We start from the raw sequence: 18,410 nt of genomic DNA, 5'->3' as shown, positions 1-18,410 counted from the left end.
CGAGTTGCGCCGCCGCAGGCGGGAGGACTACGCGCGCGGGTGGATGGTGTGGCGCCGATGCTCGAGGGCGGGATTGCGCGCTCGTGCCTGCCGAACGTCGTCTGCGTCGATGTCGATGGTCACATGGTCGGGCGTGAGGCCAAGTTCGGCGAGCACCCGCCCAGCGGGATCGGCCAGGAGACTGCGCCCGATCGAGATCGGCGGGCACTGCGAGACCGCGCCGATGAAATACGAATTCTCGATCGCGCGTGCTTGGGCCAGAATGCGCCACTGCTCGGCTTTCTCGGCGCCTGGAACCCAGGACGAGCAGACCAGGACCAGTTCTGCACCGGAATCGGCCAGCTCGCGACCGAGCTCGGGAAAACGCAGGTCGTAGCAGGTCATCAGGCCGATACGAAGTCTTTCACCCGAGCGTGCCGTGACGAAACAGACCACGGGGGTGAGGTCGGTCGCGGCGGAGATCCACTCGGACTCGCCAAATCCGTAGGAGTCGAACAGGTGCATCTTGCGGTACCGGGCTTGCAGCATGCCGTCGGGCCCGAGCACCACGATGGTGTTGTACGGGCGCGGATCCTGCGGGTTGGTCTCGACGATTCCCGCCACGAGGGTGATTCCGAGCCTGGCCGCCGTGGTGGCGAGGGCAGCGACGAAGGGACCGGTCACCGGTTGGGCCGCCGTAGCGAAACTCGCGTCGACCATCTTCTTCTCGTACATGGCGTACTCGGGAAACACGACGAGGTCGGCGCCCGCAGCGGATGCCTGCTGCGTCGCCCGCTGAATCAGCGTCAGATTGTGGTCGGTATCCGTACCGGAGGCGATCTGGGCGAGGCAGACTCTCATGTCGGGCCCTGCCTCCGGTTTCGGTCACGCCTGTCTGGTCAGCCTAAACGCGATGACCGGGTCTCGGCGACGAGAGCAGCATCATCCGCTTCGATGTACTCCAGCTCGGGCGGCTGGCGGTGGAACCCACGCGTGAGTATTCCGAGCACGATGATGCCGACTCCCAGCCAGCTGAGGCCGAGAACGATGGCGTTCGAGTCGAGGCGGGTGAGCAGGTAGAGCGTGATCAGCCCGCCGATCAGCGGAATCACGAAGTAGAAGACGGGATTGAGACGGTTGCCCTCGCGACGTTGGCGCACGAAATAGAAGATGACGGCGACGTTGACCATCGTGAACGCGACGAAGGCACCGAAGTTGATGAACGAGGTCGACGTGGCCACGTCGAGGAAGATCGCGATGAAGCCGACCACACCGATGATGACGAGGTTGAACACTGGGGAACGAAAGCGCTTGCTGACCTCACCGAAGATGCGGCGGGGCAGCACCCCGTCACGGCCCATGGCGAACAGCAGTCGGGAGGCAGCGGCCTGGGCGGCGAGACCGGAGGCGAACTGCGCGATCACGAGGCCGGCCAGGAAGATGGCGCCGAACACGTTGCCGCCGATCTGCATGGCGATGTCGAACGCTTCCGACGATGAATCGGTGAAGACTCCGCCCGGGCGCACAAGCTGCGTGGTGTAGGAAACGAGAACGAAGATCGCACCACCGATGAGCGCGACCAGCAGGATGGCCCGCGGCACGGTCTTGCGCGGGTTGATGGTCTCCTCGGTGAAGGTGGTGACGGCGTCAAAGCCGAGAAAAGAGTACGCGGCGATGGCTGCCCCGGCTGTGATGCCAGCGAAGGTGGAGGTCGGGTTGGCGAACGGAGACGCATTGACGAGGCCGCCAGCGCCCTGGCTGGCCACGATCGAGGCGACGGACAGTGCCACGAACGCACCGATGACGAGCACCTGAAAAGCCATGAGCAGAAAGTTCGCCTTGTCGGCAACCTTGATGCCGAGAATGTTCAGCAGGGTGGTGATCACGACGAACCCGATGATCCACACCCAGGCCGGTACCCCGGGGAACTGGGCTTCCAGATAGGCGGCGCCGATGAGCCAGATCACCATGGGCAGAAAGAGGTAGTCGAGCAGCACCGCCCATCCGACGAGGAAGCCGACGCGAGGGTCGACCGTGCGGCGCACGTAGGTGTACGCGGAGCCGGCTACCGGGTAGGCGGCGGCCATGCGACCGTAGCTCGACGCCGTGAACAGCATCGCGACGAGGGCGACGAGGTAGGCGGATCCGCTCGCGCCCCCGGTCGCCTCGGCCACGACACCGAAGATTCCGAGCACGATGAGCGGCGTCATGTAGGCCAGGCCGAAGAGCACGAGGGAGCGCAGGCCGAGGGTGCGCGCGAGGGCGGGGGTACCGGTCATGTCAGAAGTCCGTTTCCAAGGGAGTGGCGGGAGTGATAGCAGGTTGCGGGGTCCAGCGGTGCGGGTCGATTCGTCCGGCATAGAGCGGGAGTTCGAGGGGCGCGTCGGTAGGCAGGAACTGCTCCCACATTCGATTGGTACCGGCTGTGCCGTGTTCGCGCACCCGGGTCACCTGATCGAGATCGAGCGTGTGCACCAGAACCACGGCGTCGTCGCCGGTCGATTCCGTGAGGGTGACACCCTCCGGGTCGACGAGGAGGCTGCGGCCCTGGCCGAGGGGCCTGGCGCAGTTCACACTCACGGTGAACGTCTGGTTGACGATGGAATTGGCCTGGGCGAGCACTACTTCCTGGGCACGGTCGGGCGTGGTGGTCTTGACGACGTTGAGCACGACCTCGGCCCCCATCCACGCCAGATGCCGAGTGACCTCGGGAAACCAGGAATCGTAACAGATCGACAGCCCGAATCGGCCGATACCCGGGGCGTCGAACACGACGAAGCGATCGCCCGGTTCGTAGGGTTCATACGGTCGCCATGGAAAGATCTTGCGGTAGCTGGCCACGAGGTCACCCGTCGGTGAGAACACCACGGCCGTATTGAACACTTCGCCGCCGGGTCCACGTTCACAGATACTGCCGGGCAGCAACCAGATGCCGGCCGTGCGGGCAATCGCGCCGAGCCCCGCGATGAGCTCGCCATCCAGCGGCACCGCGGATGCTCGCAGCAGCTCGTTCCGCTGCTCCAGGCTCGAGGTGGTCGCTTCGGTTCCGAAGAGGTGCAGCTCGGGGAAGACGATGAATTGAATGCTCGGGTCCGTTTCACGGACGCGGCGCACCTCGGCGGCGAAATCACCGAGGGGCGCTCCGACCGGACGGGGTACGGCCTGGACGGCGGCTATGCGCACTGTGCGTGGCATGGTGACTCCTTCAATCTGAAGAATCGGATCAGCAAGAATCAAATTAGATCATAATGATCACTTTTGTCTAGTCCAGCCGGGAAAATCGAGGTGTGCGGCTAATGTGGATGCGTGATGGTTCACGCAGACAACAGCACCGAGGCCGTGGCCGCGCTCGCCAATCCGGCGGTATCGGGCATCACTCGCCTGAGCGCCACCGACACGGTGCGCGCCCGCATCGCCCTCGCGATCGAGCTCGGCCTCATGGTGGTGGGCGAGCAATTGCCGTCCGATCACGATGTCGCAGCCGCGCTCGGAGTGAGCGAGATCACGGTGCGCCGCGCTCTGAAGAGCCTGGCCGATGAGGGCGTGCTCGCTCGAAAGCGCGGAAGGAACGGGGGAACCTTCGTCGCCGACCCGGCGGCATCCGCTTCGATCTCGTCGATCACCGCATACCTGGCTGACGCCGCTGACGTACACCGGCTCATCAATGAGCGGGTACTGCTGGAGTGCGCGCTGGTGCATCAGGCCGCGCTCAAGATCACGGTTGATCAGCTCGAAAGTCTCGACGCCCACGTCGCCCGGGCGGCTGCGGCGCAGAATTGGACCGAGTACCACGCGGCCGATGAGCAGTTTCACCTCGGCGTCGCCGCGGCCAGCGGGTTGGACTGGGCTCTGGCGCAGTACGGCGCCGCGCTGCAAGGTTTGTACCGGTACTTTCTGCCGTACCCGGTGGACTACCTGCACGAAGTCAACCGTGAGCACGCGAGGCTCGTGACGGCCCTGCGGGAGCACGACCCGGTGGCCGCCGTGGCCATCATCGATCAGCACGTATCGGTGCTGCATGACTCCATGTTCGTGGGACTGGCCGCCGGCGATCCGCGCTCGTGATCAACCGAAGGTCGGCCGCGAATTTCCGTGGTGGCGCTGGGCGAGCAGGTACATCTTGACGTTGAGCTGCAGAAAGCGCACGAGCGGAACCAGCACGTTGCTGCGTCGGCTCAGTTCGCGGGCGCTCGGCAGCGGCGCAACGTCGATGTGGGCTTGGGCGGTGTCCATGGTGTTCTCCTTCTATTTCGGTGGCAAAGTAGATGCGTGCGACTCACTCCGGAATGAGATACCAGAACGGGTACGCCTTGGCCTTGTACAGGAACATGGTGAGCAGCACGCGCTTGACCCAGTGCGCTGCGAGGCCGATGTCACCCGTCGTCTCGGTCGGGTGGCGACCGGCGGTGGTCGGGTGCTTGGCGAAGTCCGGCACAATCGGCGACATCGACATCGACATGGCGGCGGCGGTGCCGGTGAGTAGTCCCGTTCCGGTCGAGGCGATGCAGGTGGCAGACATTTCGCCCATTGACGCGGTGTGGGTCGGAGTGGTCGCGCCGTCCAGGATCATCTCGGAGATGGTCAGGGCGACCATCTTGCCCATGGCACCGGAGGGCATGCCGGTGCGGGGCGGTGCCGGCGCGTCCAGCGCGATCGGGCGAGTGGTGCCACCATGGTGTGCATGTCAGCGGACTCCGATAACAGTGAAATGGTCACGGGCATCATCGCTTTCAGCGGCGACGACCGCCCGGTCGGTGCCGTCACCGTGACAGTACTCGTCGAAGACGTCTCGCGAGCGGATGCCCCCAGTACCGTCGTCGGGTCCGTCACCTTCGATAGCCCTGCGGCTCCCGCGAGCGGCGCGACCGAACTGCCGTTCACCGTGACCGTTCCGCGCCCCGTGCTCAACGGCGTCCGCGCCCTCAACGTGCGTGTCCACGTGCGCGAGATGAACTCGAAAACGGAAGTGCGCCAGACACGCGATTCGCGCGAGTCCCTGGCGCACTCAACCGCCCGTGTCTCTTCCCGGACGGCACCTGCCCCCGATCAGTCCGGGCGACCGGGTACCGGTCGCCCGGACATCACCGAGGGGGACTTCGTCTCAACGCAGTCCCACCCGGTGCTGTCCGACCCGGTTCTGCCCGGCCTCGCCTTAGTCCGTGTCCCGGTTTTGCGAGTCTGAACCCTCGGCAACGGCACGCGCCTCAGCCTCGTCGAACGACGTGATCACGCCGCCTAGACTCTCATAGCCGGTGAGCGACGGACCCCATGCTGCTCCGTTGAACCATTTGTGGAACAGCGCGCTGTTGGTTCCGGTCAGGAACACATCGAGCCGGCCCGGTGCCCAGGACACCACGCGCGGCTGTGAGGTCGCGATGCCGCCCATGTTCTCGTAGCCGAGCGCCGATGGACCCCACCCGTTGCCGTCGAACCACTTGTGGTACAGCGCACTGTCGGTGCCGATCACAAACAGGTCGAGCCGGTTCGGCCCCCAGGACACGGCCTCGGGTTCGCCCACGACAATGCCGCCGAGCCGCTCGAAGTCGTTGACGGACGGACCCCAGGCGCTGCCGTTCCACCACTTGTGGTACAGCGCTCCATCGGTGCCCGTGACGAAGACGTCGAGCCGGTTCGGGCCCCACGAGACCACTCGCGGCGCCGAGGTGCAGACTCCGCCGAGACGTTCATACCCGGTGAGCGACGGGCCCCAGGCTGAGCCGTTCCACCACTTGTGGTAAAGCGCCCGGTCGGTGCCGATCACGAACACGTCGAGCCGGTTCGGACCCCAGGAGACGACTTCGGGCTGGCCGACGACGATGCCACCCATGTTCTCGTAGCCGGTCACCGACGGGCCCCACGCCCCGTTGAACCACTTGTGATAGAGCGCATGGTCGCTGCCGACGACGAACACGTCGAGCCGGTTCGGACCCCAAGAGACCACCCGCGGGTCACCGAGGATGACGCCGCCCATGTTCTCGTAGCCCGTTACCGACGGACCCCACGCGCTGCCGTTCCACCACTTGTGGTAGAGCGCGCTGTCGGTTCCGGTGATGAACAGGTCGAGCCGGTTCGGGCCCCACGCCACGGCTTGCGGAACACTCTCGGCGATGCCGCCCATGTTCTCGTAGCCGGTGACCGACGGTCCCCAGGCTCCGCTGAACCACTTGTGGAACACCGCACGATTGGTACCGAGCACGAAGGCATCGAGCCGGTTCGGTCCCCACGACACGACCGGGCTCGAACTTGCCCTGGGCGTCTGCGGGTACATGAAGTTGACCGCCGCGATGTCACCGGCCGACAGGGCCGTACGCTGGCCGATCTGGGCTCCGGCCTGCACCGGGGTGATGGTCTCCAGCCCATTCTTTGAAAACGCGGTGCGCGGGTAATGCATGATCGAGCCGTAGTCATAGCCGCCGACGTCATCGCCATCGACGATGTGCTGGTCGAACTGGCTCTCCATACCCGGGGAGATGTTGGCCACGTTGATGGTTACGAAGGTGTTGCGGTCTTCGCGGCTCTGTTCATGCCAGAGACCGACCGCGTGGCCGATCTCATGGATTGCGTTGCCGCTCGTGCAGCCGGTACCCAGACTGATGGTCTGCATGCCGTTACCCTGCATACCGAGCATCGACCAGCATCCGCCGGCATCGCTGAACTCGACGAAGTTCGGAAATTGCGCGGCATTGGCCGGGGTACGTTCCGGAAAACGGATAGGCGTGCGCGCCTCCCAGTGGGTGATCGCGTCCCGCACTCGCTGTTGGTCGGGCAGGGCGGCGTTGATCTGAAACGGAACCTGCGCGTTCGGCCAGCGAAAGCGCGCGCCGGTGATGATGACGGCCCGGGCGCGACGGTCGTCCTGATTCGCCTGATCCTTAGTCTGCTCCAGCTCGGCGACGGTGCCCAGCACGATGTCACCTTCGAAGACCGCCAGGTTGTTGACCTTGTAGTAGACCACTTCCGTCGGGCCGAAGGTGACGCCGGAGATGATGCCGGAGGCCGACTCTCCTGCCTGAAATTCACCCTCACTGACGAATTTCTGGTCCCCGCCAGGGCCGGAATTGTTTTCTGCCATGGAACTGCTCCTTGTGTGCTCTGTTCCCTACTGGCACGGGCCGGAATTGGCGGTGCCGGAATGAGCACTTGACCGCAAGTGGTCCCAGTGCCCACTGGCGGTCAAGCTACCCCGCGAGGCGTTATCGGAGCGTTACTCGATGCGCGAGGGCGCGACCAGACGTTTGATCGCTGCGAGGGGGATGGGCAGCCAAGTGGGGCGGTTGCGAATCTCATACACCGCTTCGTAGAGTGCCTTGTCAAGTTCGAAGGCGTCGAGGAGCGCGCTCTGCTCGGCCAGCTTGACGCCGGACCTTTCGGCGTAACCGTCGAGGAAGGCACTACGGCAGGCCGTGGCCCACTCGAAAACCGTGGGCAGGGCATCCGTCGTCTCGGCCATTGCCCCCGCCACGTAGGAGAACGAGCGCAGCATGCCCGCAACGTCGCGTAGCGGAATGTCGGGTTCTGTGCGCTCGCGCAGGGTGCGCAGCGGTTCCCCCTCAAAGTCCAGAAGCACCCAGCCGCGGTCCTCGACATCGAGTACTTGGCCGAGATGGAAATCGCCGTGAATGCGCTGCAGTCGTGGCCATGCTGCCGCCTCCGCCCGGGCGAAGACCGCTTCGATCGCATCGCGGTAGGGGGCCAGAACCGGCACTTCGACCAGGGCCTGACCGCAGCGCACGCGCATCTTGGCCATTTCGACTGCGATCACCGTGGGGGAGGCATCCAGGGTCGGCAGGGTGCGGGCGAGGTCGGCGTGCACGTCAGCGGTGGCCTGCCCGAGTCGAAACGCGGGCCCCGTGAAGTCGGTGCCGGCGGCAGCGGCGACCAGGGCGGTACGCCAGGCATCCGGAGCATCGGGTAAAAACTCCTGGGCGAAGGCGAGGTGCCCGACGGCGCGGCTGCTCGGTTCGGCGGGGTCATCCCACTGGCCGAGGATGGCGCCGAACGGCTGCGGGATCCGGGCTGATCCGGCGCTGGCCAGGGCGGCCTGCACCGTGACATCCGGATTCTCGCCGGCATGAATGATGCGAAACACCTTGCAGATGATCGGCGATATCGGCGCTCCGGCAGCGTCGGTGCGCTCCACGATGATGGAGGTATTGGATTGCTCACCGCTGAGTACGCGGCTGGATGCCACCACGGTCTGCGGCGGGGCCGCTGAACCCGGTCGGAGGTCGTCGCCGCGCGCGCTCGCGGCGGAGCGATCGGATGTTGGCGGGCTCGAGCTTGACACGCCCTGCAACTCCATGAAGGTGAGGACAGCGGCTGCGAACGCGGGGTCATAGGTCGCGTCGTAGATGTAACGCGCGTGATCAGATCCGGGTTTACGCACGGTGATCAAGGCATTGGCCGCACCGGGCAGTTCCGAGACTCGTTCTGTGGTCGGCAGCTGGTACAGGGTGAGGCCCAGGCTCGCGGTATCCAACATGAGGTCGACGCGAATAGTCACTGACGCCTCGACCGAGTCCAGCGAGAAATGCCCGATGCTGCGAAGAGCCGGCACAAGTCCCTTATTGCCGAACCAGCGCTGCCCAGCAACCCAGGCGTTCACATAGTCGGGCAGCGGAGTTCCCCGATGGGTAGGGGCGAGGTCGGGATTGCTGGAGCTGTCTGCATTGGGGGCGCGGTCTCCGTCGATCATGCCGCCAGCGTAGCCTCCTCGCCCGGACTACGCCCGAGGATGTGCGCGCGTCGTCACGCTGACCCGTCAATGGATTCTCGTCCCTGAAACCTCCGATCCAGGACTGTTCGTCAAGCCCCCAAACGGGATTGCTCGAATCGGACGACATTTTCGGGAGCTTGAGCTAGAATTGTAGACAATTGACAGTCAGCTCAACCGGGTCGCATCGACAGTGGAATTCTCATTCCGTGCACCTCAGACACTCACTCAAGAAAGAACTGTGAAGGGTATGCCCCAGCGATATTCATTGGAACCCGTCATTCAGGAATCCACCCCGTCGATCATCGCCCGCAAGCTGCGGTACGCGATCGCCCACGGCGAGGTGGCCCCCGGGTCGCAACTGGGCGAGGCCGAACTCGCCCGCGAGCTCGGCGTCAGTCGGGGTCCGCTGCGCGAAGCCATGCAGCGGCTGACTCAGGAGGGCCTGCTGGTCAGTATTCGCAACCGGGGCTTGTTCGTCATCGAAATGACGGATGCTGAGATTCGCGACATGTACGTGCTGCGCACCGCCATCGAATCGGCTGCCTGCAAGCTGCTCGTGCGCGCCGACCACGTCGCCGCCGGTGAAAACTTGCTGGCCAACGTGACCGAGATGGAGAATGCGGCCGCCACCGGCGACCGCGCCGCCATGAGCGACGCCGACATGGCCTTTCACGAACACCTCGTCGCGTTGAGTGGCAGTCGCAGCCTCGCGCGCATCCACAGCACTCTCATGACCGAGACGCGCATGTGCCTGACCGTGCTGCAGGACTCGTACCGGGTCACCGAGGAGTGGATCGCTGAACATCGCGGCATCGCCGAGGCTGTACTGGGCGGGGACGGTGCATTGGCCGAAAGTCGGCTGAGTGACCACGAAGACGACGCACTGGCGCGACTGACCAGCGCACCGGCATCCGTTTCGGCCGGCTGAGGCTGAACTGACGCCGAAACCTGCGGTGCATCCCCTCCGAAGCTGGCGCCCTGTTCCCGAAATGAAGTGGCTCAGATCCGCGAAATCCGGTACTCGCTTGAACGGCAATTCGCCGAGACCAGCACCCATCCCGACGTGGACGGCTCGCAATCATCAGTGGTGTCTGCGCTTCTGCAATTGGGAATCGTCCGCGACCGGTTGGCGATGTCGGCCGTGCGGTGGGCTGAGCAATTAGGCCGTGGCGAGAGTGTGCGCCAGGCGCACCGGTTCAACGCGAATGCTGGTGCGTTCGCAACCGGTGCACTTGAGAACGTAAAGGGGAAGAGTAATGCGCAGTGCCTGCGCGGGGTTGGGTTTCAGGTCGGCCTGAGACTTACAAAACGGGCAGGTAATTCGCATCGAGGGTTGTCCCTTGGCTTGGTTCTGCGCAAGCGATAACTCGCGTCAGATCGACCATAGGGGGCGAGAGCATTTTTCCGCTCCCCCTTGAACTCCCAGACAAAGTGTGTATACAGAGCAGTTCGTCTGTCCCCGTTTCGACGGACTCTATCGCAGGCGATTCGCGGCGAGCCCGAATAGTGCTCTCAACGAAAAGGGGTTTGTGTATACAGAGATTTGTTTGCGCTGTGCAGGCGCTGCTGTACAAGCCCCAACAAGATCTTTTGAAGCCCGCAGCCATACACTGTGCCCATGAATACTGTGTCAACAAATGCCGCGCCCGGCACCTCCGGGCCGGCCGCCGCCGAGCCGAGTCCTGCTACGGCGCCGCCCCTCGCGCCGAAGACCGCGAGTGCCCGCCGCGGACTTACGATCACCTGGCACCAGCAGCACAAGAAATCCCTGACCACGGGGGAGCGGGCCGCCGACACCATGCGAAACTCCATGGGCAGCTGGAAATTTGTCGGCGGCTTCATACTGTTCATGATTTTGTGGGCCGGGGCGAATTCATTCGCGTCAGGGTGGGATCCCTACCCGTTCATTCTGCTCAATTTGTTCCTGAGCATGCTCGCCGGTCTGCAAGGCGCGATTCTGCTCATCTCGGCCAAGCGGCAGGATGCGATCGCCGCAGCCTTGGCCCAGCATGACTTTGACACGAACATCGCTGCCAAGACCGACATCGAAGCGCTGCTGGAGATCAACAATCGGCAGCTCGCGATGATCGGCGACCTTCAGGCCATTCTCGAACGCCTCGACCTGCCCCGCCCGGTGCCCACGAAAAACGACTAACGGGCCCGCGACCCACTAAACGGATGCCGCCAGCAGGCTCACGACGACGGTGTCGCCCTTGGTCGACAGCTGGCCGACCTCGACAAAGCCGAGCCGGTCGTGGAAGGCGAGGGAGCCCGGGTTCCGCGGCTCCAGGTTGACCTCGCAGAGCACTTCGGCGAGCTCTAAACGGCGGGCAGCGCCGAAGATGGCGTCGTAGAGCACCTGGCCGAGGCCCTGCCCGCGATACCCGTCGGCCACGACGATGCGGTCGACGTAGAGAAAATCAGTGGACCGGGCCGAGAACCAGCGGTAGTTCTCGCTCTGGTACTCCGCTCCGGCGACGAACAGAATGGCGAAGCCGAGCACCGTGGCGACGTCGTCGTCGTCGACAACGGCGAACGCGAGGTGGCTGTGCAGCGCCAGCGAAGTCAGCGCATCGGCATCCAGCTCGTTGACCGCGGGAACGGCCTCATTGTTGAGCGCGAGCAGGCGCGGCAGATCGGCGGGCACGAAGGAACGAATCGAGAAGGTCACCCCTAACGATAAGCCGTGTCGCTTTTCTCACAGCTCGCCAGCCCGATAGACCGCCGTTGCGATGACCAGGTCTTCCCACGACATACCCGTGCTCTTGAAGACTCGAGGCCGGCCCAGATCTACGGCGATCGCACCGATCGCCAGGTCACGCAACGGCACGAGGTCGCCCGGCAGAATCACACCCTCGGCCGAGGCCATGATCACATCACCGGCCTCGCGCAGCGCCGTCGCCGGGTCTTCGACGATCACCTGGGAGCGGGCGAGGAGCCCGGAGTCGAGCTCGCGGGCATCCGCTTCGTGCGAACCGACCGCGACCACGCAGCAGTCGGCGGGCACCAGGGTTCCGTCGAACAGGGGAGTGCGGGCGGTCGTGGCACACACGATGAGCTGCGCCGTACTGACATCGGCCGCGATGCCGACCCGGGCCGGCAGACTACTCGCACGCACCCGGGCGGCGAACAATTCGGCACGGGCCTGGTCGCGGGCCACGATCGTCACTTGATCGATCGAGCGGATGGCTCGCATCGCCTCAATGTGTCCCCTGGCCTGCGGCCCGGTTCCGAACACGACCAGATGTTCCACGGTAGCCGGAGCCAGGACGTCGGCGGCGGCGGCCGACACGGCCGGAGTGCGTAGGGTCGTGATCGCTGCGCCGTCAAGCAGGCAGACCGGGGTCAGCGTCGCGGCATCGAGCAGCAGGTAGACGCCCTGGATGCGCTCGACGCCTCGCGCCGGGTTGCCCGGAGCGACTGACGCCACCTTGATACCGACGAAATCCGGCGCCTCGGTGGGCATGAGCAGCAACTGGCCGTTTGCGACCGGCAGCACCTGCCGGGCGAAATCCTGCGCCGGGTCAAGCCCGCCCAGGAGCGCTTTCTGCACCGCCCGAACAGCGGCGCGGTAGTCGACCCGCGCGAATATCTCGTTGGCCGTGACCATGGCGGGCAGGACGGGCGCATTTTCAGATGTCATCCCTCGCAGACTATCGGCCCGGTGCGGGCCGACCGCGAGCACTGCCAGAATGGACTGTCGCCGTTTCACTCTGGCGACTCGTTCGAGGAGACAACGGCGTATGACTCACCAGGTGGGCACGAACACCAACACGAGCACGAGCAACTACCGGGCAGCGCGCGACCAGCTTCTGGCCCTGCGCGACGATCACGCCCGCGCTGCGCAGCAATTTGAATGGCCAGACGTGGGAGACCACTTCAACTGGGCCACCGACTGGTTCGATGTGCTCGCCCGCGGCAACGACAAGATAGCGCTGTGGATCGTCGAAGAAGACGGCAGCGAGCAGAAGTTCACTTTCGACGAAATGGCCCACCGGTCAGACCAGGTCGCCACCTGGCTCAGTCACCAGGGCGTGCGGCGCGGCGACCACGTCATGCTCATGCTCGGCAACCAGCGCGAAATCTGGGAAGCCATGCTCGCCATCATGAAGGTCGGCGCCGTCATCATGCCCACGAGCGCCGTGCTCGCCTCGCACGACCTGACCGACCGGGTGCAGCGCGGCGGCGTCACCCACGTCATCGCCAACTCGGCCGACGTGGCCAAATTCGCCGACGTTCCCGGCGACTACGGGCGCATCGGCGTCGGTGCCCCGCAACCCGGCTGGGCCGATTTCGCCGATTCCTACCGAGTCACGCCGGAGCCTATCGAGACTGTCGTCGCATCCGCTGACCCCTCGCTGATCTACTTCACCTCCGGCACCACCAGCAAACCCAAAATGGTGCTGCACTCGCAGACCTCCTACCCGGTCGGCCACCTGTCCACCATGTACTGGCTGGGGCTCCGCCCCGGCGACGTGCATCTCGCCATCAGCTCGCCCGGCTGGGGCAAACACGCCTGGAGCTGCTTCTTCGCCCCCTGGATCGCCGAGGCGACCGTGTTCGTCTACAACTACTCCAAGTTCGATCCCAACGCCCTCATTGCGCAGCTGCATCGCGCCAGAGTCAGCACCTTCTGTGCGCCGCCCACGGTCTGGCGCATGCTCATCCAAGCGGATGTTGGCGCCCGCCCCGCCGCCCTCCGGGAGCTGCTCTCGGCCGGCGAACCACTGAACCCCGAGGTCATCCGGCAGATCGACAACGGCTGGAAACTGACGATCCGCGACGGGTTCGGCCAGACCGAGACCACCGCCATCGTCGGAAACGGGCCCGGATCCGTGCTGAAAGCAGGGTCGATGGGGCTGCCCCTGCCCGGTGTCTCGATCAAGCTGCTCGACCCCATCACCGAGCTGCCGGCCGACGAGGGCGAGATCTGCCTCGACCTCTCCCAGAGCCCGGTCAACCTCATGAGCGGCTACCACGGCGAACCCGACCTCACCGCGCACGCCATTCGCGGCGGCTTCTTTCACACCGGCGATGTTGCCAACGTGGATGCCGACGGGTACCTCACCTTCATCGGCCGCACCGACGACGTGTTCAAGTCGAGCGACTACAAGGTGTCACCGTTCGAGGTGGAGAGCGTGCTGCTCGAACACCCCGCAGTCGCCGAGGCCGCCGTCGTTCCCGCGCCCGACGCCACCCGGCTGAACATTCCCAAGGCCTACATTCACCTCGCCCCGGGCTGGGAACCGAACGCCGAGACTGCCGAAGCCGTACTTCGACACGCGCGCACCGGCCTGCCCGCCTATATGCGAGTACGACGGGTGGAATTCTTCGAGCTGCCCAAGACCATCTCGGGCAAGATCCGCCGGGTCGAGCTCCGCGAGCGCGAAGACGATGCCGCCGCCGCCGGCACCCGGCTGCCCGACGAGTGGCGCGACGACCAGTTTCCGGAGCTGAAACGGTAAGCATCCGCTGACGGAGAAGTCGGGACTTACGGCCCGAGACAGCCGCCAGCCCCGTCGCTAGCGTGGAGGTATGACCCTCCTCGACAGCCCGCGTTCCGCCTCGACCGCCGCTCCCAGCATCGGCGATGGCTGGGCCGGTTTCACCGCCGGACCCTGGCAGCACGGCATTGACGTGCGCGATTTCATTCAGTGCAACTACACGCCGTTCACCGAAGACGCGAACTTTCTGACCGGGGCGACCGAGCGCACCCTCTGCCTGTGGGCCCGCCTGTCGGCCATGTTTCCCCGGGAGCGGGCGCTCGGCGTCTACGACGTAGACCCGACGACACCGGCATCGATCACCGCGCACGCCCCCGGCTACATCGACCGGCCCAACGAAATCATCGTCGGCCTGCAAACGGATGCTCCGCTCAAGCGCGCCATCATGCCCAACGGCGGCTGGCGCATGGTCGCGACGAGCCTCGAAACCTACGGCTACCCGGTCTCGCCCGAGCTCGAAACAATCTTCACGAAGTACCGCAAGACCCACAACGACGGCGTGTTCGACGTGTATCCGCCGGCCGTCAAGCGGGCCAGGCACAGTCACCTCATCACCGGGCTGCCGGACGCCTACGGTCGCGGTCGCATCATCGGCGACTACCGCCGCGTCGCGCTCTATGGTGTGACCGCGCTGATCGCGGCTAAGAAGGTCGAACGCGCCGCGCTCGACGAGCATCCGAGCACGGAAGACATCATCCGCTCCCGGGAGGAGAACGCCGAGCAGGTGCGGGCCCTGAAAGAACTCGTTCAGATGGCCGCGTCCTACGGCTTCGACATTGCCCGGCCGGCTGCCAGCGCGACCGAAGCGGTGCAGTGGCTGTACTTCGCCTACCTCGGAGCGGTCAAGGAGCAGAACGGCGCGGCCATGTCGTTCGGCCGCAACAGCGCCTTTCTCGACGCCTACCTCGAACGTGACCTTCAGGCCGGCGTCTTGACCGAGAGCCAGGCGCAGGAACTCATCGACGACCTCGTGATCAAGCTGCGGATCGTGCGTTTTCTGCGCACCCCGGAATACGACCAGCTGTTTTCCGGCGACCCGACCTGGGTGACCGAATCGCTCGGCGGCATCGGTCTCGACGGGCGCACCCTCGTGGTCAAGACCGCGTTCCGGTTTCTGCAGACCCTGTACAACCTGGGCCCAGCGCCAGAACCGAACCTCACGGTGCTCTGGAGCGACGCCCTGCCGGAGGGATTCAAACGGTTCTGCGCGCAGGTCTCCATCGATACCTCGGCGATTCAGTACGAGTCCGACGACCTCATTCGTGAGGCCTGGGGCGACGACGCGGCGATCGCCTGCTGTGTCTCGCCGATGGGGGTCGGCAAGCAGATGCAGTTCTTCGGTGCCAGGGTCAACGTCGTCAAGGCGCTGCTCTACGCCATCAACGGCGGCCGCGACGAACTGACCGGCGAGCAGATCGCCCCCGTCACCGCACCGCTGGCCGGGGATGTGCTCGACTTTGACACTGTCTGGACCGCCTACCTCGCGAGCCTCGAATGGCTCGCCGAAACCTACGTCGACGCACTCAACTGCATCCACTACATGCACGACAAGTACGCCTACGAACGCCTCGAGATGGCCCTGCACGACGACACCATTCTGCGCACGATGGCCTGCGGCATGGCCGGCCTCAGCGTGGCCGCCGACTCCCTCGCCGCCATCAAATACGCTAGTGTGCGCCCGGTGCGAGACGACACCGGCCTCATCGTCGACTACGTGATCGACGGCGAGTACCCCTCGTTCGGCAACGATGACGACCGGGTCGATGCCATCGCGGTCACCATCGTCGAAACCTTCATGGCCATGATTCGTACGCACCCGACGTATCGGAACGCCGTGCACACCCAGTCGGTGCTCACCATCACCTCGAACGTGGTCTACGGCAAGAAGACCGGAAACACGCCCGACGGCCGCCGCGGCGGAGCACCTTTCGCACCGGGGGCTAACCCGATGAACGGCCGGGACACACACGGCATGCTCGCCTCGGCCCTGAGTGTGGCAAAACTGCCCTACTCCGAAGCGCAAGACGGTATCTCGCTGACCAACACGGTCGTGCCGACCGGGCTCGGCCACACGCCCGAGGAGCAGATCACCAATTTGGTCGGCCTGATCGACGCCTACACGCTGTCGCACGGTTACCACCTCAACATCAACGTGCTCAACCGCGAAACCCTCGAAGATGCCATGGAACACCCTGAGAACTACCCGCAGCTGACCATCCGGGTGTCGGGCTACGCGGTGAACTTCGTGCGACTCACCCGCGAGCAGCAGCTCGACGTGATCAGCCGGACCTTCCACACGAGCGTCTGAAATGGTGGCCATACAGCTGGGCCAAACTGAGTTTCACCATGAACAACTGGATGCCCATCGCGCCGGCACGGTCGCGAGCGTGCACTCCTGGGAACTGGTGACCGCGGTCGACGGGCCGGGCACCCGGCTGACTTATTTTCTCTCCGGCTGCCTGCTCCGCTGCCAGTACTGCCACAACCCGGACACCTGGAAAATGCGTGACGGCGCACTCACGCCGATCGACGACGTGCTCGCCCGCATCCGTCGGTATCGGCCCGTGTTCACGGCGACCGGCGGTGGTCTGACGCTCTCCGGCGGGGAGCCGCTCATGCAGCCGGCCTTCGTCGCGCGAGTGTTCGCCGAGTGCCATGAGCTCGGCGTGCACACGACCCTCGACACCTCGGGGTATCTCGGCGCGAGTGCCTCCGACGAATTGCTCGATCACACCGACCTCGTGCTGCTCGACGTGAAATCGGGCAGGCCCGACACCTACCGCGAGGTGACCGGGCGGGAGCTGGCACCGACCATCGCCTTCGGCGACCGGCTGCGCGCGCGCGGCACCAACGTCTGGGTGCGCTTCGTGCTCGTTCCCGGGCTGACCGACGCCGTCGACAACGTTGACGCCGTCGCCGAGATCGTGGCCCGCTGGCCCAACGTCTCCCGGGTCGAGGTGCTGCCCTTTCACCAGATGGGCGAGGACAAATGGAACCGCCTGGCCATCCCGTATCCGCTGCACCGTGTGCAACCGCCGGATGCCGCCCTGCAGGAGCGGGTGCGCGAGCAGTTTCGCGCGCACGGCCTCACGACGTTCTAATTTCGTTCCACGCGGCGACGTGTCCTGCACGCTATGCCGGGTGAATCACGATACGCCGAGCTACCGACCGGAAACTACGGGTCACCATAGCTGCAAGTCACGGCGTGTCGCGAAATTTACCGGCAAAACGTGCAGGAACTCAGCTGGTTTTCATCGCCCGTACGAGCAGGCGGGTGTCGATGACTCCGGAATCCAGCCCGAGTAACTCAGCGAAATGGGCCGACGGTTCGACGCCGAGTTCCCGCCCCAGGTGTGCCCGAAAACTGCGGTACACCTGCACGGCCGACGCGTAGTTGTCTTCGGCGAGGTGGCAGCGTACGAGCAGATGCTGAGCGCTCTCCCGCAGCGGGTCGACGACCGCCGCTGCTCGTGCTGCCCCGAGGGCGCGGCTGAAACTGCCGGCGACCAGATAGGCGCGGGCCAGGGCTTCCAGCGCATCGACCCGCTGGTTCAGTAGATGATCTTGCTGGTCGATCACCCACTCCTCGTACCAGCCCGGCAGCAGGTCGGCTTTCTGGAGCAAGTCGATCGATTCGGGCCTCACCGACCCCGCGCCGTTCAGGGTGATCTCGGTGATCAATTCCCGTACCGCGCGCAGGTCAACGCGCACCGCGGCGTCGAGTTGCAGAGGGTCAGTCGCGTTCAGGAGCCGCGGCAATTCGTGCGAGATGCGAAAGACGCTCGCCCGCAGGTTTCCGGCCGACTGACGCTCGGGGCTGTCGGGCCAGAGCACTGCGGCGAGCACGTGCCGCGGCTGGGCGTGCAGCAGGGCGAGGGCGGCGAGCAGTCGTTGCTGACGTGCGCCGACCGCGACCTGTACACCGTTGTAGCGCAGCTGCCAGTAGCCCAGCACGCGAAAATCCCAGCCCTCTGTCGTTGAAAATCCTGCCGCTGAAAATCCCATGAGTGCTCGATCCGCGAAAGAGTACACAGCGGACCCGCAATGAGACGACGGGTGCTGCTACCGCCCAGAATGGCCAGCACCGGCGTGGTTGTCAATGCCGACACCCCCAAAACGGATGCTTTCGAACCGTGGCAGCGCCGTCCGAGTAACTCGCCGGTAACGCCCGTGCGGCTACCCTCGGTTCGCGCGGAGTGTGCAGCCGGCAC

General features: G+C 65.1%; 17 protein-coding genes. 7 read left to right on the top strand and 10 right to left on the bottom strand.

Annotated elements, in window-relative coordinates:
• Positions 1–27 precede the first annotated feature (27 nt).
• The 3 genes from QMF22_RS12010 to QMF22_RS12000 are packed head-to-tail and all read right to left on the bottom strand — an operon-like array spanning position 28 to position 3,174.
• A complete protein-coding gene (locus tag QMF22_RS12010; RefSeq protein ID WP_283453853.1) occupies positions 28–840 on the bottom strand; it encodes a carbon-nitrogen hydrolase family protein in 813 nt (270 codons plus the stop codon).
• Positions 841–878: 38 nt separating this feature from the next.
• Positions 879–2,258, bottom strand: coding sequence for an APC family permease (locus QMF22_RS12005; protein ID WP_283453851.1), 1,380 nt, complete (start codon positions 2,256–2,258; stop codon positions 879–881).
• A 1-nt stretch (position 2,259) separates the two neighbouring features.
• Positions 2,260–3,174 (bottom strand): carbon-nitrogen hydrolase family protein, encoded by a 915-nt coding sequence (locus QMF22_RS12000; protein ID WP_283453848.1) that lies wholly within the window; start codon positions 3,172–3,174, stop codon positions 2,260–2,262.
• 114 nt (positions 3,175–3,288) lie between these two features.
• On the opposite strand from QMF22_RS12000, the gene QMF22_RS11995 reads away from it, so the two are divergent.
• Positions 3,289–4,044, top strand: a complete 756-nt coding sequence (locus QMF22_RS11995) for a FadR/GntR family transcriptional regulator (protein ID WP_283454098.1) — start codon at positions 3,289–3,291, stop codon at positions 4,042–4,044.
• Here QMF22_RS11995 and QMF22_RS11990 read toward each other — a convergent pair whose 3' ends face one another.
• Complete coding sequence (locus QMF22_RS11990; protein ID WP_283453846.1) at positions 4,045–4,212, bottom strand: hypothetical protein; 168 nt, start codon at positions 4,210–4,212, stop codon at positions 4,045–4,047. It lies immediately after the preceding gene.
• A 43-nt stretch (positions 4,213–4,255) separates the two neighbouring features.
• Entirely contained in the window at positions 4,256–4,597 is a 342-nt protein-coding gene (locus QMF22_RS11985; protein WP_283453844.1) for a hypothetical protein, read from the bottom strand.
• A 63-nt stretch (positions 4,598–4,660) separates the two neighbouring features.
• On the opposite strand from QMF22_RS11985, the gene QMF22_RS11980 reads away from it, so the two are divergent.
• A complete protein-coding gene (locus tag QMF22_RS11980; protein WP_283453842.1) occupies positions 4,661–5,161 on the top strand; it encodes a hypothetical protein in 501 nt (166 codons plus the stop codon).
• On the opposite strand, the gene QMF22_RS11975 is transcribed toward QMF22_RS11980, so the two are convergent.
• Both QMF22_RS11975 and QMF22_RS11970 read right to left on the bottom strand, forming a co-directional pair.
• Positions 5,132–7,051 carry a DUF8189 domain-containing protein gene (locus QMF22_RS11975; protein WP_283453840.1) on the bottom strand — a complete coding sequence of 640 codons (1,920 nt, stop codon included), beginning with the start codon at positions 7,049–7,051 and terminating at the stop codon, positions 5,132–5,134. The genes QMF22_RS11980 and QMF22_RS11975 overlap by 30 nt on opposite strands.
• A 132-nt stretch (positions 7,052–7,183) precedes the next feature.
• Positions 7,184–8,674, bottom strand: coding sequence for a maltokinase N-terminal cap-like domain-containing protein (locus tag QMF22_RS11970; protein ID WP_283453838.1), 1,491 nt, complete (start codon positions 8,672–8,674; stop codon positions 7,184–7,186).
• Between the two features lie 268 nt (positions 8,675–8,942).
• On the opposite strand from QMF22_RS11970, the gene QMF22_RS11965 reads away from it, so the two are divergent.
• Both QMF22_RS11965 and QMF22_RS11960 read left to right on the top strand, forming a co-directional pair.
• Positions 8,943–9,623, top strand: coding sequence for a GntR family transcriptional regulator (locus QMF22_RS11965; protein ID WP_283453836.1), 681 nt, complete (start codon positions 8,943–8,945; stop codon positions 9,621–9,623).
• Positions 9,624–10,313: 690 nt separating this feature from the next.
• Positions 10,314–10,850, top strand: a complete 537-nt coding sequence (locus QMF22_RS11960; RefSeq protein WP_349357091.1) for a DUF1003 domain-containing protein — start codon at positions 10,314–10,316, stop codon at positions 10,848–10,850.
• Between the two features lie 15 nt (positions 10,851–10,865).
• Here the strand turns inward: QMF22_RS11960 and QMF22_RS11955 are convergent, their stop codons facing one another.
• Together QMF22_RS11955 and QMF22_RS11950 are read right to left on the bottom strand one after the other, a co-directional pair.
• Positions 10,866–11,366, bottom strand: coding sequence for a GNAT family N-acetyltransferase (locus tag QMF22_RS11955; protein ID WP_283453834.1), 501 nt, complete (start codon positions 11,364–11,366; stop codon positions 10,866–10,868).
• A 27-nt stretch (positions 11,367–11,393) separates the two neighbouring features.
• Positions 11,394–12,338, bottom strand: a complete 945-nt coding sequence (locus QMF22_RS11950; protein WP_283453832.1) for an ornithine cyclodeaminase family protein — start codon at positions 12,336–12,338, stop codon at positions 11,394–11,396.
• A 100-nt stretch (positions 12,339–12,438) separates the two neighbouring features.
• On the opposite strand from QMF22_RS11950, the gene QMF22_RS11945 reads away from it, so the two are divergent.
• The 3 genes from QMF22_RS11945 to pflA all read left to right on the top strand — a co-directional run bounded on the left by QMF22_RS11945 (position 12,439) and on the right by pflA (position 17,300).
• Positions 12,439–14,160, top strand: a complete 1,722-nt coding sequence (locus QMF22_RS11945) for an AMP-binding protein (protein ID WP_283453830.1) — start codon at positions 12,439–12,441, stop codon at positions 14,158–14,160.
• A 70-nt stretch (positions 14,161–14,230) separates the two neighbouring features.
• Complete coding sequence (pflB, locus tag QMF22_RS11940; protein ID WP_283453828.1) at positions 14,231–16,507, top strand: formate C-acetyltransferase; 2,277 nt, start codon at positions 14,231–14,233, stop codon at positions 16,505–16,507.
• A 1-nt stretch (position 16,508) separates the two neighbouring features.
• On the top strand, positions 16,509–17,300 hold the full coding sequence (pflA, locus tag QMF22_RS11935; RefSeq protein ID WP_283453826.1) for a pyruvate formate-lyase-activating protein: 792 nt from the start codon (positions 16,509–16,511) through the stop codon (positions 17,298–17,300).
• Between the two features lie 139 nt (positions 17,301–17,439).
• Here the strand turns inward: pflA and QMF22_RS11930 are convergent, their stop codons facing one another.
• Positions 17,440–18,204 carry an AfsR/SARP family transcriptional regulator gene (locus tag QMF22_RS11930; RefSeq protein ID WP_283453824.1) on the bottom strand — a complete coding sequence of 255 codons (765 nt, stop codon included), beginning with the start codon at positions 18,202–18,204 and terminating at the stop codon, positions 17,440–17,442.
• Positions 18,205–18,410: the final 206 nt, after the last annotated feature.

Source organism: Cryobacterium sp. PH31-L1 (genome assembly GCF_030063145.1).
Classification (GTDB): Bacteria; Actinomycetota; Actinomycetes; order Actinomycetales; family Microbacteriaceae; genus Cryobacterium.
This window is presented reverse-complemented; position numbering and strand designations above follow the sequence as displayed.

Bases quoted from the DNA above. Each gene is read 5' to 3' on its own strand.
- QMF22_RS11985 (WP_283453844.1), bottom strand. From the start codon at position 4,597: ATGCCCTCCGGTGCCATGGGCAAGATGGTCGCCCTGACCATCTCCGAG.
- QMF22_RS11995 (WP_283454098.1), top strand. From the start codon at position 3,289: ATGGTTCACGCAGACAACAGCACCGAGGCCGTGGCCGCGCTCGCCAAT.
- QMF22_RS11980 (WP_283453842.1), top strand. From the start codon at position 4,661: ATGTCAGCGGACTCCGATAACAGTGAAATGGTCACGGGCATCATCGCT.
- QMF22_RS11970 (WP_283453838.1), bottom strand. From the start codon at position 8,674: ATGATCGACGGAGACCGCGCCCCCAATGCAGACAGCTCCAGCAATCCC.
- QMF22_RS12005 (WP_283453851.1), bottom strand. From the start codon at position 2,258: ATGACCGGTACCCCCGCCCTCGCGCGCACCCTCGGCCTGCGCTCCCTC.
- QMF22_RS11960 (WP_349357091.1), top strand. From the start codon at position 10,314: ATGAATACTGTGTCAACAAATGCCGCGCCCGGCACCTCCGGGCCGGCC.
- QMF22_RS11965 (WP_283453836.1), top strand. From the start codon at position 8,943: ATGCCCCAGCGATATTCATTGGAACCCGTCATTCAGGAATCCACCCCG.
- QMF22_RS12010 (WP_283453853.1), bottom strand. From the start codon at position 840: ATGAGAGTCTGCCTCGCCCAGATCGCCTCCGGTACGGATACCGACCAC.
- QMF22_RS11975 (WP_283453840.1), bottom strand. From the start codon at position 7,051: ATGGCAGAAAACAATTCCGGCCCTGGCGGGGACCAGAAATTCGTCAGT.
- pflA (WP_283453826.1), top strand. From the start codon at position 16,509: ATGGTGGCCATACAGCTGGGCCAAACTGAGTTTCACCATGAACAACTG.
- QMF22_RS11930 (WP_283453824.1), bottom strand. From the start codon at position 18,204: ATGGGATTTTCAGCGGCAGGATTTTCAACGACAGAGGGCTGGGATTTT.
- QMF22_RS12000 (WP_283453848.1), bottom strand. From the start codon at position 3,174: ATGCCACGCACAGTGCGCATAGCCGCCGTCCAGGCCGTACCCCGTCCG.
- pflB (WP_283453828.1), top strand. From the start codon at position 14,231: ATGACCCTCCTCGACAGCCCGCGTTCCGCCTCGACCGCCGCTCCCAGC.
- QMF22_RS11990 (WP_283453846.1), bottom strand. From the start codon at position 4,212: ATGGACACCGCCCAAGCCCACATCGACGTTGCGCCGCTGCCGAGCGCC.
- QMF22_RS11950 (WP_283453832.1), bottom strand. From the start codon at position 12,338: ATGACATCTGAAAATGCGCCCGTCCTGCCCGCCATGGTCACGGCCAAC.
- QMF22_RS11945 (WP_283453830.1), top strand. From the start codon at position 12,439: ATGACTCACCAGGTGGGCACGAACACCAACACGAGCACGAGCAACTAC.